Consider the following 15,083-nt stretch of genomic DNA (forward strand, 5'->3'; position numbering starts at 1 on the left):
GCGCGCAGGCAGGGCGATGCCTCGAGAGACGCCGTTGACCCCCTGCCCGCACTCAGGGCTCAGACGCCCTGACCACCTTGAGCGTCGTCGAGCAACTGCGCGAGGTGGATGCCGCGACGTTCGGTGAGGTCGGCGATCTGGGTACGGCACGAGAACCCATCGGCGAGCAGCGCAGCGCCGGGCTTGGCGTCCATCGCCGGCAGCAGCTGTTGTTCGGCGACCTTGACGCTCACCTCGTAGTGCCCCTGCTCGACGCCGAAGTTGCCTGCGAGGCCGCAGCATCCGCCGAGTTGCTGCAAGTTGGCGCCGGCGTCGCGCAACAGCGCCGCATCGGGTGACCACCCCATGACGCCGTGGTGGTGACAGTGCGGCTGCGCGACCACGTCGACACCGGACAGGTCGGGCGCCGTCCACCGGTCGTCACCGGCGAGGAACTCCGCGAGCGTCGACGTCGAGCGCGCCACCAGCGCGGCGTCCTCGTCGCCGGGCAGTAGCTCGGCCGCGTCACCGCGCAGCACGGCCGTGCACGACGGTTCGAGCCCGATGACGGGCACGTGACGACGCGCGACGGGCGCGAGGTCGCCGATCAACCCGCGCAGTTGCTTCTTCGCCCCGTCGAGCTGGCCCGTGGAGATCCACGTCAGACCGCAGCAGCCGGCGCGTTCTACGACGAACGGCTCCCAGCCTGCGCGCCGCAGCACACGAACCGCGGCCTGACCGACCCCGGGCGAGAAGTGGTCGGTGAACGTGTCGACCATGATGACGACGGCGTTCTCCGGCACCATGCCACGACGGTCGGCGTCCTCGAAGAACCCGACATCGTTCGTGCGGCACCAGTCACGGAACGACTCACGCGCCAACGACGGCACCGAGCGTCGCGGATCGACGCCGGCGAGCTTCTTGAGCACCGGCACCTTGCCCGTCACCGCGAGCGCCAGGTTGAACACGCCCGACGCCTTGTGTCCCAACCGAACCCAGCGCGGAAGCTGCCCCAACGCGTAGTGCGAGCGCGGACGCACGCGCCCCTTGTACGTCTGATGCAACACCTCCGACTTGAACGCGGGCATGTCGATACCCGTCGGGCAGTCCGATGTACAGCCCTTGCACGACAGGCACAGATCGAGCGCCTCGTGCACCTCCGGCGAGCGCCAACCGTCGTTGACGAAACCGCCGGAGAGCCCGCCCTGCACCATCTCCTGCAGCAGCCGCGCGCGTCCGCGCGTCGAGTCCTTCTCGTCACCGGTCGCCGCGTAGCTCGGGCACATGACGTTCGTCGTCCCGATCGTGCTCGCGCGGCACTTGCCGATGCCGGTGCAGCGGTGGACGGCGCGCGCGAAGTCGCCGCCGTCATGCGCGTACGCGAGTGCGAGATTCTTCGTCAATGGCGGTACGTGCGCCATGCGGACGTCGGCCGCCGCCGGCGCGGGATCGACGAGGACGCCCGGGTTGAGCAGGTTCGTCGGGTCGAAGATCTCCTTGACGCCGGCGAACAACGCGAGCGCCTGCGGCGAGTACATCGAGCTGAGGTACTCGCTGCGGGCGCGCCCGTCGCCGTGCTCACCGGACATCGACCCGCCGTAGCGCGCCACGAGCTGCGCCGACTCGTCGAGGAATTCGTGCAGCACCTGCGTGCCGCCCGGCGCGCTGAGCGGAAAGTCGATGCGGATGTGCAGGCACCCGTCGCCGAAGTGGCCATACGGCAACCCGGAGAGGTCGTAAGTGTCGAGCAACGCGTCGAAGTCACGCAGGTACGCGCCAAGCTTTTCGGGCGGGACGGCGGCGTCCTCCCAGCCGGGCCACGCGGGCAGGTCCCTCGGCGAGCGCCCCGCAAGGCCGGCGCCGTCCTCACGCACCTTCCACAGCGCACTCGTCTCCGCGGCGTCGAGCACGACGCGCCCGTCGACCGCCCCGCAGCCGACGAGACACGCCTCGGCGCGCGCGAGCACCTCGTCGCGATCGTCGCCGGCGATCTCGACGAGCAGCCACCCCGACCCCTTCGGCAGCGCCGGGACAGCCTGCGCGCCGCGCCGCGCGATGAGGACGTCGACGAGCCGCCGGTCGATGCCCTCGCACGCCGTCGGCGTGAACTGACGCACGAGCGGCGCGGCGTCACCGGCGGCCGGCATGTCGTCGTAGCCGAGGACGACGAGGATGCGGAACGCCGGTTCCGTCACGAGCCCGACGGTGGCCTCCGTCAGCACCCCGAGCGTGCCCTCGGTGCCGGCCATGAAGCGTGTGACGTCGAACCCGCGTTCCGGCAGCAGCGTCTCCATCGCGTAGCCGGAGACCTGACGATCGAAGCGCCCGAACTCCTGCCGGATCGTCGCGAGGTTCGCGCCGACGAGGTCGTCGAGGCGCCCGAGGTAGGGGTGCGCGCCGGTCAGCGCGTCGCGCGACGCCCCGTGATCGAGGCGCACGAGCTCGCCCCCGGCCGTCGCCATCTCGAGCGAGAGCAGGTTGTCGCTCGTCTTGCCATACGCGAACGCCCGCGACCCGCACGCGTTGTTGCCGATCATCCCGCCGATCGTGCATCGCGTGTGCGACGACGGGTCCGGCCCGAAGCGCACCCCGTGCGGCAGCACCGCGCGCTGCAGGCTCTGATGCACCGCGCCGGGTTCGACGACGGCGCGCCGGTTCGCGACGTCGAGGTCGAGCACCTTGTTCATGTGCGTGCTGAAATCCATGACGATGCCGGGCCCGACGGCGTTGCCGGCGCATGACGTGCCCGCGCCGCGTGCGGTGATCGGCACGCCCAGACTGCGCGCGACGGCGAGGGTCTCGAGCACGTCATCGGTGCGGCGCGGACGCACGATCGCGCGCGGCAGCACGCGGTACAGGCTCGCGTCACTCGAGTACGCGGCACGCTCGACACCGCTGACGAGGACGTCGGTGACCTCGTGATGACGCAGCTCGTGCGCGATGCGCCCGACGTCGATCGTGGCGGCATGCGCCGTGACGTCGGCGGCGGGCGTGAACGGGATGCTCGGCGTACTCACGCATTCATTGTGCCGCGCCGCCCCTGGGCGCGTCGGGCAGCGTCGCAGATCAAGACAGGCCCCGGGTCCGTACGGCACAGTGGCGTCATGACGACCGCGACGCACGAAGCTACTGTCGAACAGACCTCCCTGACCACCGATGACGGCCTGACGCTCGCCGCGACGTGGCACCGACTCGCCGTCTCGTCGGCTGACGAATCGTCGGCTGGCGACTCGTCTGGCGAAGGCATGCCGACCGGCCGCACGCCGAAGCGTCCCGTCGTCGTCGCGGTGCACGGCTACCCGGACGACCAGCGGGTCTGGGACGCGATGATCCCGCACCTCATCCCCCGCGCCGACGTCCTCACCTACGACACCCGCGGGTCGGGCCGTTCCGACGCGCCGCCGTCACGCGACGGCTACGCCCTCGACAAGTTGCGCCGCGACGTCGATCGGGCCGTCACCGCAGCAGCCGAGAACGGGCATGAGGTTCATCTGCTCGCCCACGACTGGGGTTCGATCCAGGCCTGGCAGGCCGTGACGGACGACGGCGCGGCCTCCTGCGTCAGCAGCTTCACGACGATCTCGGGCCCCTGTCTCGACCATGCGTCCCGCTGGATGCACGCGATGGCCCGTGGTTCGACCCACGATCGTCTGCTCCTCGCGCAGCAGGCCGCGTCGTCGACGTACATCGCGTTCTTCCAGACCCCGCTGCTTCCGGAACTCGTCATCCGCAGCGGCGCGTTCAGCCGGCTGCTGCAGCGCGGCGACGGTGCCGAGCGCGAGCGCCGCGACATGCTCGACGGCCTCGAGCTGTACCGCGCCAACATGGGGCTGCGCCGGCGCGGCTCCAGCGCGGACGCGACCTGCGGGCCTCGTCGCACCGACGTGCCGACTCAGATCGTCGTGCCGACGAAGGACCGCTACGTCCGCGAACCCATCGCCACGCACGGCGCGGCCTACGCCGCGACGTCCCGCGTGCGGCGTCTCGACGCCGGGCACTGGGCCGTGCGCTCGCACGCCGGCGACGTCGCCGACCTCGTCATCGAGCACGCCGGCCTCTGAGACCGGCGCGCCGACATCACGACGAGCCGACGCAGGTGATGATGTCGTCGGGTTGGTACTTCGTGTGGATCTTGTCGGTGCGCACCACGTTCGAGCCCTTCTTGAGGGTGCGCCACACGTCGACCTGGAAGCCTGGCGTGCCGTTTCCGACGGAGTTCTCGCACCCCTTGACGTTCTTCACGGTGCGTTGCTTCGGCTGCACCACGTCGGTCTTCGGCCCCGTCTTCGTCGACACGTCGTACTGGCGTGTGCCGTAGAAGTCCATGACGACCTTGTTGCCGCTCGTGCCCGCCTTGATGAGGATGAGGTGGCCGGTGTCGTTCGTCCACGTGTTGTCGACGCCGGGGTTCCACAGCGTCGCCTCACGACCCATCGGGTAGCGATCGATGTAGACATCGTGCGGGGTGTGCTCGTCGAGCTGCACGCCCGCGAAGAACGCCGTGTTGTAGAGCACCGTCGAGACCTGGGAGACGCCGCCGCCCATGCCGTCGACGTGGATGCCGCCCTGCAGCGTGCCCGCCTCGACGTAGCCCTTCTCCTTCGTCAACGAGTACCCCAGGGCCCGCAACAGTGAGAACTGCTCACCGGGTCTGACCACCATCCCGTTGAGCGTCGCGAGCGCCGTCTCGATGTTGTGGGTGCGCGCGGCGTTCTCGGCGCCGCCGGGCAACTTGGACTCGAAGTGCGCCATCGACGTGGTGGGCAGCGACGAGACGTCGATGTCCTTCTCGGTCACCTGCGGCTGCATCGGCTTCATGGGCAGGTTGGCGACGTGGTTGCCCGTCAGTGCGGCCGCGACGACCGACTGCACCTTCGAGGCGTCGATCTGCTGGCCGGCCTTGCCCGGCTGCACGCTCGGCTTCCCGTCCTTCCACACGACCTTCGCGTCCGTCGCGATGTCGTTCTGCATGTCGGTGCTGCGCTCGAGGACGTGGGCGAGCAGTGCGTCCGCGTCGACCTTGATGGAGGGCTTTCCGTGCGCGTCCGTGTCGGAGGAGATGACCTCGGAGACATCGGAGGGTTTCATCGTCACGGTCTCGCCATTGGCCTTGACCTGCAGCGGCTCGGACATCGCCTTCTTCGCATCGCCCGCCGCGAACGCGGTGACGGCGTCCTGCGTCGCGTCGGCCTGCTTGTCGACGAGCTTCGTGGTGTAGGCCGTGGTGCCCGGCCAGTGCTCGGCGACGTCCTTCGCGACCGCCTTCTCGTCGACGCTCTTGCCCGGCGCGCCCTCGACGACGACGACCTCACCGTTGATGAACTTCACCTTGCCCTGCGTGGGCGCGCCCTTGATCGAGGTGCCCGCCGAGCCCTTGACGAGACGCGCCAGCGCCGCTTCGTCGACCGTGTACCGCGGCGTGGCGGCGCCGCCGTCACCGCTGATGTGATGGATGAGGCGGGCCGGCGACAGGCTGAACCCGGTGACGCCGTCGAGCGTGCGCGCCACGTCCGGCTTCCAGGCGCTGGACGGCTCGAACGCGAACTTCTGCCCGTCGGCCGTGACGGTGGCCTGCTGCTGCGCCCCCGGGCCCGGCAGGCCGGAGACCTGACGCGAGGCCTGTTCCATCGTCATCCCGCCGATGCTGCGGCCCGCGACGGTCGTACCGCCCGCGATCGTGTCCTTGTAGTGGTAGCAGGCCCCGACGTAGCCGATCGCCGCCACGGCGAGCACACCGGCGCCCCCGAACCAGGCCAGATGCCTGCGCCGACGCGTGCCGTCCGGCTGCGTCGCCTGCACCTGCTCGTCGTCCGCCACGGTGACCTCCTGCATGTCTCGAACCCGCGAAAACCCCGCGCCACGGGTCGCACCATTGCACCACGAACGGCGGCGTCCGACGATCTGGGCACGAGCGACGCGTCAGCGCAACCGGCCGAATGCGCCCCGGTAGTACGTGAGGGCGTCCTCGGGAGCGTCGCCGACGGCGAGCGTCAGCACCTCACCGACGACGATCGTGTGGTCGCCCGCGTCGAGGGTCGAGACCGTGCGGCACTCGAACTCCGCGAGGGCGTCGTCGACGAGGGCGAGACCCGTCGCGTCACCGCGGTGGTGCGGCACGCGGTCGAGCTGGCCGTGCAGCGGACGCCCGCGCGTCGCGAGCCACGACGCGATCGGCTTCGCACTGGCACCGAGCAGGGAGACCGCCCATTCGCCGCGCTCCATGACCGCCTCGAAGAAGCGGGCCTCGCGTTCGACGCTGATGAGCATGAGAACGGGGTCGAGCGAGACACTCGTCAACGAGTTGATCGTCATGGCATGGTCGATGTCGCCGACGCGCGTCGTCACGACGCTGACGCCCGTCGCGAGACGACCGATGGCCTTGCGGTAGTGGTCGGGGTCGACCGGTTCGTGGTGGGAGGTCATGCGATCAGCTCCGGGCGGGTCGCGCTCGGCGTGGCGTTCTCGGCGCCGACGATGCGGCGGCGAGCGCGGGCGTCGTACTCGGTGAACCCCTCACGTCCCGAAAGACGTGCGGCGACGTCGTTGGAGAGCGCGTAGACCTCGTCGGCGACGCTGACCTGCGTGCGGTGCTCGCGCAGCGCCTTGATCTGGAGGCTGACGGCGGCGTCATCGGCGACCGCGTGCGTCACGTCGTCGTCGGGCACGACGGACGGCGGGTAGGCGTCGCCGCGCTCGGGGACCACGAAGCCCGTCTCCCGGAGGAACTCGGGCGAGCACATCGCGTGCAGCCAGGCGCGATCCTCCTGTGCCCACGACTGCGGCGTCAGGGTGATGAACAGCGCCGGCTGCGTGGCGGATGCGGCGAGCGCGGCGACCGTCACCTCGTGCGTGCGGATGTGGTCGGGATGGCCGTAGCCGCCCTGCTCGTCATACGTGACGACGACGTCGGGCGCGAGCGCGTCGACGTACGCGGCGACGTCGGCAGCGACGGCCTCGATGTCGGCGCCCGTGAACGCCCGGGGGTGGGATGCCGACGGCGTGCCCGCCATGCCCGAATCGCGGTACGTGCGCGCCTCAGGGCGGTTCGCGAGAGCGCGGAAGGCGTCGTCACCGAGGACGACCGACGACGTCACCCCCATCGCCGTCATCGCGCGGCGCAGTTCCTCGCGACGCACCGGAGCGAGCTCGTCCGCGACGTCGTCGGGACGCGCTGAGCCGGCGGGCAGTTCGAGGTGTTTGAGGTCGTCAGGGATGACCTCGCCCTCCTCCCCCAGCGTGCAGGTGAGCACGTGCACCTCGTCACCCCGCGCGACGTGATGCGCCATCGTCACACCCGTCCACAGCGATTCGTCATCAGGATGCGCATGCGCGAAGAGAAGCCGAGCCATGAGGTCAACCTTCGTCCTCCACGCGCCGAAACGCAAAGAGCGCAGTGGCTGCATGCCTGGGGTCGAAGGCTCAGCGGCGGTAGCGCACCGCCCCGTCCTCGAACCGGAACCCGATCGGAAACTCCGTGGTGATGACGCCGTCGGCGTAGTTCACATGCACCGCGTCGGCGTACTCTGCCGCTTCGGTGGCCGTCGCGAACACCCCGAGGACGGTGTTGTGGGGCGTCTCGTCGTGCTGAACGATCCAGACGCTCTCCCGGTTCTTCTTCATGGCCCCACTCTGCCGCACGCGAAACGGCCGGCCACCCTCGTTCGGGGGTGGCCGGCCGTTCGTCGATCGTCAGCTGATCAGGTCAGCTCTTGTTCGCGTTGCGAACACGCGACGCGGTGCGCGCGCGCTCACCGGCGTTGAGCACGACCTTGCGGATGCGCACGGCCGTCGGGGTGACCTCGCAGCACTCGTCCTCACGGCAGAACTCGAGGCTCTGCTCGAGGGAGAGCTGACGCGGCGGGATGACCTTCTCGAAGTTGTCGGCGGACGACGCGCGAACGTTCGTCAGCTTCTTCTCCTTGGTGATGTTGACGTCCATGTCATCGGCGCGGCTGTTCTCGCCGACGATCATGCCCTCGTACACCTCGGTGCCCGGCTCGACGAACAGCGTGCCACGCTCCTGCAGGTTGACCATCGCGTACGACGTGACGGGGCCCGTACGGTCGGCGACGAGCGACCCGGCGACGCGCGTCGTGATCGTGCCCGCCCACGGCTCGTAACCCTCGGCCGTCGAGTGCGCGATACCCGTACCGCGCGTCTCGGTGAGGAACTCGGTGCGGAAGCCGATGAGGCCACGCGCGGGGACGACGAACTCCATGCGGATCCAACCGGTTCCGTGGTTCGTCATCTGCTCCATGCGGCCCTTGCGGGCAGCGAGCAGCTGCGTGATGGCGCCGAGGTACTCCTCGGGCGTGTCGATCGTCAGGCGCTCGAACGGCTCGTGCAGCTTGCCGTCAATCTCACGCGTGACGACCTGCGGCTTGCCGACAGTCAGCTCGAAGCCCTCGCGGCGCATCTGCTCGACGAGGATGGCGAGCGCCAGCTCACCGCGGCCCTGCACCTCCCAGGCGTCGGGACGCTCGGTCGGCAGGACGCGCAGCGACACGTTGCCGATGAGCTCCTTGTCGAGGCGGTCCTTGACGAGACGCGCGGTCACCTTCGTGCCGCGCTCCTTGCCGACGAGCGGCGAGGTGTTCGTTCCGATCGTCATCGAGATCGCCGGCTCGTCGACCGTGATGAGCGGCAGCGGCTCCGGGTTCTCGGCGTCGGCGAGGGTCTCGCCGATCGTGATGTCGGGGATGCCGGCGACGGCGATGATGTCGCCGGGACCCGCGGCCTTCTCGGACGGCTTGCGCTCGAGGCCCTCCGTCATGAGCAGTTCGGTGATCTTCACCTTCTGCTGCGTGCCGTCGGCCTTGCACCACGTCACCTGCTGGCCCTTGGCGATCTCACCGTTGAACACGCGCAGCAGCGCGAGTCGGCCGAGGAAGTTGTCCGAGTCGAGGTTCGTCACGTGCGCCTGCAGCGGCGTGCCCTCCTCGTACGTCGGGGCGGGGATCGTCTCGAGGATCGTCTTGAACAGCGGCTCGACGGAGTCACCCTCGGGCAGGCCACCGTCGTCGGGACGCACGGTCGAGGCGATGCCGTTCTTCGCCGACGCGTAGACGATCGGGAACTCGATCTGGTCCTCGTCCGCGTCGAGATCCATGAACAGTTCGTAGACCTCGTCGATGACCTCGGCGATGCGGCTGTCGGGACGGTCGACCTTGTTGATGCACAGGATGACGGGCATCTTCGCGTCGAGGGCCTTGCGCAGCACGAAGCGCGTCTGCGGCAGCGGACCCTCGGAGGCGTCGACGAGCAGGACGACACCGTCGACCATCGACAGACCGCGCTCGACCTCACCACCGAAGTCGGCGTGACCGGGGGTGTCGATGATGTTGATCGTGACGAACTCACCCTCGTCGAGGCCCGCGACCTCCTTCGCGGCGGGGCCCGCGTAATGGATCGCGGTGTTCTTCGCGAGGATCGTGATGCCCTTCTCACGCTCGAGGTCACCGGAGTCCATGACTCGCTCTCCGGTGGTCTCGACGGTGGCGCGCTCGGCGAACACGCCGGCCTGCCAGAGCATCTTGTCGACGAGGGTGGTCTTGCCGTGGTCGACGTGGGCGACAATGGCGACGTTGCGAACGTCGTTACGAGACTTCAAAGCCATGCTTGCCATTGTCGCAGGGTTTTCGACCTGCTTTGGACGCGGTCCATCCGAGGGTCCGCACAGCCGCGCGCACAGGGTGCGGGTGGATGATGGACGCACCTGCTGGTTCGACCGCCCGCAAGGCCGCGCCCTCGGGGTGCGGGCTGAACCGAAGCCACCGTGACCGGACTCATCGAAGCCTCACCTACGTGGCGCTCGCATCGTCGATCGCGCACGATGCGCGTCATGACGACCACGACTCCCCACAGCGGCGAGGCCCACGACGCCGGGCATGCCGCGAAGCTCAACTGGCTGCGCGCCGGCGTTCTCGGAGCCAACGACGGCATCGTCTCCGTCGCCGGCCTCGTCATGGGTGTCGCCGGAGCGACGGCTGAGCGCACCCCCATCATCATCGCGGGTGTCGCGGGCATCGTCTCTGGTGCGCTGTCGATGGCCGTCGGCGAGTACGTCTCCGTCTCGACGCAGCTCGACAGCGAGAAGGCGCTCCTCGCCAAGGAGAAGCTCGAGCTCGCCACGATGCCCGACGAGGAACTCGCCGAACTCACGCAGATCTACGTCGACAAGGGTCTCGACGAGCCCCTCGCTCGCGAGGTCGCCGTCCAGCTCACCGAGAAGGACGCGCTGCGTGCGCACGCCGACGCCGAACTCAACCTCGACCCCGACGACCTCGCGAACCCGTGGACGGCCGCCGGTGCGTCGTTCGTGTCGTTCGCCCTCGGTGCTCTCATCCCGCTGCTCGCGATCCTGCTGCCGTCGCCGTCGCTCAGGGTGCCGGTGACGGTCGTCGCCGTCGTCGTCGCACTCGCGATCACCGGCTTCGTCAGCGCGCGCATCGGTGGCGCCCAGCGCGGGCGCGCCGTCGCCCGCAACGTCGGTGGCGGCGTACTCGCCATGGCAATCACCTTCGGCGTCGGTTCGCTCGTCGGCACGGGCGTCGCCTGAGCTGTCTGACCTGCGCGGCTGTCTGACCTGTACGACTGGCGCGTCTGCCCGGGTGTCCGCATCTGCCCGGCTGACGCTGCAGCTGCAGCTGCTCGACTTTTGCGCATCTGCGCGAGGAATGTGATTCACATTCCTCGCGCAGATGCGTATTTCTCGTGCAGCTGGGTTTTCGTTCAGTGAGTGGCTGGCCCCCCGCGGGGAGTTCCATCAGGACACGAGGGGCTGCGCCGTCCGCGTCGATGTGACGAGTTGTCCACAGGGCCTCAGCGGCCGGGCCTTATTCTCGACCAGGCTGGGCTCATGACGACGATCCCCCGCGCGAGCGCCGGCGGCGCGGTCCGCTCCGACACCGCCCCTCAGGGCGCTCGGGCCTTCACTCCGAACGACACCGCCCCGAGCGTCCACCACCCGGTCCACCCCGAAACCGACCCTTCACCGAACGCCCGTGGTGCGGCCGCCTCCGACGCGAGCGCCCCCGGCGTGACGATTCCCGACGTGCTCCTCGCACTGTCACGGCTGGGGCATTTCACGCGGGCGCAGGCCCTGGGCGCGGGCGTCACCGATTCGCAGTTGCGACGCTGGGGGCAGGCGGGTGTGCTGACCCGTCTCGGTCAGGGTCTCTACGCCGTACAGCCCGCGCCCGGCATGGCCGGCGGCGTCACGCGCACAGATGGGCCAGACGACCCCTGGCAGGCAGCCCGTGAGGATCACCTGCGGCGGGCGGTCGCACTGCTCGAGGCCATTCCCGGCAGCTACCTCACCGGTGTGACGGCCGCGCTGGCCCACCAGCTGCCGGTGCTCACCATGCCGACCACGGTCGAGATGTCCCGTCGCCCGTACGGACCCAGCACCCGCCCCGGCCTGGCGATGCGTCGGCCGTGGGGCGCCGGGCCGGCCGACGTCCCCCTCGCCGGCATCGCGCGGCCCGTGCAGGGCCCGGCCGAGGTCGGCATCGACATCGCGGCCCACCACGGCATCCCGGACGGTCTCGTCGTCACCGACGCAGCTCGCCGTCTGGGCCTCGACGCCGATGCGCTCGTCGCCGCGGCGGACGCCTTCGGAACTCGCGCGGGCGCTCATCATGCACGAACGGTGGCACGGTTCGCGGATCCGCGGGCCGAGTCGGCTGCGGAATCACGGACCCGCTGGGTGCTGGCGACGTTGGGGTACACCGTCATCCCGCAGTTCGAGGTGTACGACGAGCACGGACGGTTCGTGGCACGCGCCGACTTCCTCGTGGCGGGGACGAACGTCATCGTCGAGGTCGACGGGCTGCTCAAGTACACCGACCGCGAAGCGCTGCGCCGCGAGAAGCTCCGCGAGGTCGCCCTGCAGCGACTCGGCTACCACCTCGTCCGCGTGCTCTACCGCGACCTCGACCACCACGAGCGCGTGAGGTCACTCGTGCGCGAGGCCGTCGCGCTTGCGGCACGAGCCTCCTGAACGAGCGACCTCGGGCGGGCACCCGCCGCGCCGTTGAACGAGCGGGCCACCCGCCTCACCGCGCCACGAGAGCCCAGCTGCACGAGAAATGTGCATCTGCACGAGGAATGTGCGGCACATTCCTCGTGCAGATGCACAAAAATCGCACAGCTGATCCGTCGGCCCGCCAGCTGCACGTCAGCGTCGGGCCTGTGCATCGGCCGCGGGGGCTTCAGCCGTCGCGCGGGTCGACGAGACCGGAGCCCTCGGGCGCGTGGGCGGGGTCGGTGCCGCGTTCGACGATACGGTTGTCGCCGTCGACGAACACGACACGCGGCTCGTGCGTCGAGACCTCGTCGGGGCCGAACATTCCGTACGCGATGAGGATGACGGTGTCCCCCACCCCGACGAGGTGAGCCGCGGCACCGTTGATGCCGATGCGCCCCTCACCCGCAGGGCCGGCGATGACGTAGGTAGTGAGTCGGTGGCCGTTGTCGACGTCGACGATGTCGATCTGCTCGCCCTCGACGAGGTCGGCGGCCTCCATGAGGTCGGACGAGATGGTGCACGAGCCGACGTAGTGCAGGTCGGCGTGCGTGACGGTCGCGCGGTGAATCTTGGCTCGCATCAGGGTGCGCAGCATGAGGGCCTCCTCGTCGAAACGGCCTCAAGCGTACGTCCACGAGGCGTCGTCCCCCAGGAAGCGGAGGACCGCCACCCTGCGGCAGGCGATCACCGACGTCTCGACAGGTCACCCCAGAGGCAGAGGCCCACGGACTCGCACGTCGCGTGGCGGCGTGATGGGATCGAGCCATGCCCCGACTCGGTGACCTCTCCGCCCTGGCCGGCCGCTCGTTCGCGGCCGTGCTGTTCGACAACGACGGCACGCTCGTCGACTCGACGCCCGCCGTCATCCGCTCATGGGTGGCGTGGGCGCGCGAGTACGACATCGACCCGCACCTGCTCGGCCAGCATCACGGGGTGCCGGCGTCGGGCATCATCGCGCAGATCGCGCCGCATCTGATCCCCGACGAGGCCGAGGTCGCGCTGGCCCGCATCACGGCGATAGAACTTGCAGACACGGACGGGGTCGTCGCGCTGCCCGGAGCCGTCGACGCGGTCGCGGCGCTGCTGCCCCGTCGGTGTGCGGTCGTGACGTCGGCGACGCATGATCTTGGGTTGGCGCGCCTGCAGGCCGCGGGCATTCCGCTGCCGGACGTGGTCGTGACGTTCGACGACGTCGAGCACGGCAAGCCCCACCCCGACCCGTTCCTCGTGGCTGCCGAGCGTCTCGGGGTCGCCGCCGAAGAATGCCTCGTCGTCGAGGACGCACCGAGCGGTCTGCGCGCGGCGGAGGCCGCAGGATGCGCGACGCTCGCGCTGACGTCGACGACGAACGTCGCCAACCTCGACGCGACAACGGACGCGGACGCAATCGTCGATTCCCTTGCTGCTGTTCGCTTTTCAGTGACAAACTCTACGGTGCAGATCGCGACGCCTTGACCCTGCGGGGCGGCGCGGCACCGCACGCCTGCGGGCTCCTGTCGAGGCATTACAGCCTGAATACACGCGACGAAAACTCCCAAGCTCGGGTCTCGGATGCCCGCGGGTCGCGGGTTGGCTGCGCAACTCCCAAGCTCCGGACCCTGAAGCCCGCGGGGTCGCGGGTCGGCTGCCAAACTCCCAAGCTCGGGTGTCTGAGGCCAACGGTCACGTGACGAGCCGTCCCCGCCCGTCATGCGATGTTCATGTTCACTGCACGCGCGGGGTGCTTCACACGACGGAACAGACCGGGCCGGCGGCGTAGCGTTGCGGTCATGAGTGATCGCGTTGTTCTCATCGGTGCCGGTGACGTCGGGGTGGCGTACGCGTATGCCCTCGTCAACCAGGGTCTCGTCCACGAGTTGTCGATCATCGACATCAACACCCAGAAGGTGACGGGCGAGGTGATGGACCTCAACCACGGCGTCGTGTGGGCGCCGTCGCCGACGCGGGTGACGGTGGGGTCATACGACGACTGCGCCGACGCCGACCTCGTCGTCATCACCGCGGGTGCGGCGCAGCGCCCGGGTGAGACGCGGCTCGACCTCGTCGGGCGCAACGTCGAGATCTTCCGCTCGATCGTCGGCTCCGTGATGGAGACGGGTTTCGACGGCATCTTCCTCGTCGCCAGCAACCCGGTCGACGTGATGGCCTACGCCACCTGGAAGTTGAGCGGATTGCCGTCCGAGCGTGTCATCGGTTCGGGCACGACGCTCGACTCGGCGCGCCTGCGCTTCATGCTCGGCGAGCTGTACGACGTCGCACCGTCGAGCGTGCACGCGTCGATCATCGGTGAGCACGGCGACACCGAGGTGGCCGCGCTGTCGTCCGCGAACGTCGCGGGCGCGCCGCTGTCACGCGACCTCGAGAGCGTGCCGGGGCGCCGTGAGGAGATCGAGCGTGTCTTCACCGACACGCGTGAGGCGGCCTACCGCATCATCGACGCGAAGGGGTCGACGTCGTACGGCATCGGCATGGCGCTCGCGCGCATCACCCGCGCCATCCTGCGCGACGAGTACACCGCACTGCCGGTCTCGACGAAGCTGCACGGCACGTACGGCATCGACGACCTGTTCATCGGTGTGCCGACGGTGCTGGGGCGCAGCGGCGTCAAGAGCGTCGTCGAACTCGACCTGAACGACGCCGAACGCGACGCCCTCGCCCACTCCGCCGAGGTACTCAGCGGCGTCGTCGACTCGACGGGGCTACGCGACTGAACGCTCCGAGACGACGACAGACGACGAAAGGGGTTGTGGGGGGGGTGGGGGGGTGGGGGGGGGGGGGGGCCGCGCGGCCGCCCCCCCCCCCCCCCCGGGGGGGGGGGGGGGGGGGGGGGGGGGGGGGGGGGGGGGGTGGCGGCGCGAGTGCCACGCCTGCCGCCGTGGGGGCGACGAGCAGGGGACGCGCCGAGAGGCGCGCCGCGCGCCGGCGTACGAGCACCGCCGCGACGAGCAGCGCCGCGGCGGTCAACACCCAGACCGGCGTGAGCGCCTGCAGAACGGGCACGACGTTGCCGATGAGCACGTCGCACCACATGAGAGCGCACAGCGCGGCAGTGAGCAGGCACGCGAGCGCGATGACG

12 protein-coding genes are annotated in these 15,083 nt (G+C 69.8%); 5 read left to right on the forward strand and 7 right to left on the reverse strand.

Annotated features, from left to right (window positions below):
• Positions 1-59: 59 nt before the first annotated feature.
• Complete coding sequence (locus tag NQ706_RS08750) at positions 60-2,996, reverse strand: FAD-binding and (Fe-S)-binding domain-containing protein (protein WP_200874241.1); 2,937 nt, start codon at positions 2,994-2,996, stop codon at positions 60-62.
• Positions 2,997-3,083: 87 nt separating this feature from the next.
• Here NQ706_RS08750 and NQ706_RS08755 point away from each other — a divergent pair, with 87 nt between their 5' ends.
• Positions 3,084-4,040: an alpha/beta fold hydrolase gene (locus tag NQ706_RS08755; RefSeq protein WP_051805701.1), complete on the forward strand. Its 957-nt coding sequence runs from the start codon at positions 3,084-3,086 to the stop codon at positions 4,038-4,040.
• 16 nt (positions 4,041-4,056) lie between these two features.
• Here the strand turns inward: NQ706_RS08755 and NQ706_RS08760 are convergent, their stop codons facing one another.
• The 5 genes from NQ706_RS08760 to typA all read right to left on the reverse strand — a co-directional run bounded on the left by NQ706_RS08760 (position 4,057) and on the right by typA (position 9,595).
• Positions 4,057-5,811 carry a VanW family protein gene (locus tag NQ706_RS08760; protein WP_038567231.1) on the reverse strand — a complete coding sequence of 585 codons (1,755 nt, stop codon included), beginning with the start codon at positions 5,809-5,811 and terminating at the stop codon, positions 4,057-4,059.
• Positions 5,812-5,898: 87 nt separating this feature from the next.
• Positions 5,899-6,402 (reverse strand): flavin reductase family protein, encoded by a 504-nt coding sequence (locus NQ706_RS08765; RefSeq protein ID WP_006947412.1) that lies wholly within the window; start codon positions 6,400-6,402, stop codon positions 5,899-5,901.
• Positions 6,399-7,328, reverse strand: coding sequence for a PIG-L family deacetylase (locus tag NQ706_RS08770; protein WP_038567228.1), 930 nt, complete (start codon positions 7,326-7,328; stop codon positions 6,399-6,401). The genes NQ706_RS08765 and NQ706_RS08770 overlap by 4 nt, the downstream gene beginning before the upstream one ends.
• Before the next feature lie 70 nt (positions 7,329-7,398).
• On the reverse strand, positions 7,399-7,599 hold the full coding sequence (locus NQ706_RS08775; RefSeq protein ID WP_038570459.1) for a hypothetical protein: 201 nt from the start codon (positions 7,597-7,599) through the stop codon (positions 7,399-7,401).
• An 82-nt stretch (positions 7,600-7,681) separates the two neighbouring features.
• The gene (gene typA, locus NQ706_RS08780; protein WP_038567226.1) at positions 7,682-9,595 is read right to left on the reverse strand and encodes a translational GTPase TypA; all 1,914 of its coding nucleotides are present in this window, start codon (positions 9,593-9,595) and stop codon (positions 7,682-7,684) included.
• 216 nt (positions 9,596-9,811) lie between these two features.
• Between typA and NQ706_RS08785 the strand changes: the two genes are divergently transcribed.
• Together NQ706_RS08785 and NQ706_RS08790 are read left to right on the forward strand one after the other, a co-directional pair.
• Complete coding sequence (locus NQ706_RS08785; RefSeq protein WP_404360770.1) at positions 9,812-10,537, forward strand: VIT family protein; 726 nt, start codon at positions 9,812-9,814, stop codon at positions 10,535-10,537.
• Positions 10,538-10,837: 300 nt separating this feature from the next.
• Complete coding sequence (locus NQ706_RS08790) at positions 10,838-11,980, forward strand: type IV toxin-antitoxin system AbiEi family antitoxin domain-containing protein (protein WP_038567222.1); 1,143 nt, start codon at positions 10,838-10,840, stop codon at positions 11,978-11,980.
• A 211-nt stretch (positions 11,981-12,191) separates the two neighbouring features.
• Here NQ706_RS08790 and panD read toward each other — a convergent pair whose 3' ends face one another.
• A complete protein-coding gene (panD, locus tag NQ706_RS08795) occupies positions 12,192-12,602 on the reverse strand; it encodes an aspartate 1-decarboxylase (protein ID WP_038567221.1) in 411 nt (136 codons plus the stop codon).
• A gap of 170 nt (positions 12,603-12,772) precedes the next feature.
• Here panD and NQ706_RS08800 point away from each other — a divergent pair, with 170 nt between their 5' ends.
• The gene (locus tag NQ706_RS08800) at positions 12,773-13,462 is read left to right on the forward strand and encodes an HAD-IA family hydrolase (protein WP_404360766.1); all 690 of its coding nucleotides are present in this window, start codon (positions 12,773-12,775) and stop codon (positions 13,460-13,462) included.
• A gap of 314 nt (positions 13,463-13,776) precedes the next feature.
• A complete protein-coding gene (locus NQ706_RS08805; RefSeq protein ID WP_038567216.1) occupies positions 13,777-14,718 on the forward strand; it encodes an L-lactate dehydrogenase in 942 nt (313 codons plus the stop codon).
• Positions 14,719-15,083: the final 365 nt, after the last annotated feature.

This window comes from Dermacoccus sp. BD5 (assembly GCF_044878485.1).
In the GTDB taxonomy this organism is placed as follows: domain Bacteria; phylum Actinomycetota; class Actinomycetes; order Actinomycetales; family Dermatophilaceae; genus Dermacoccus; species Dermacoccus nishinomiyaensis.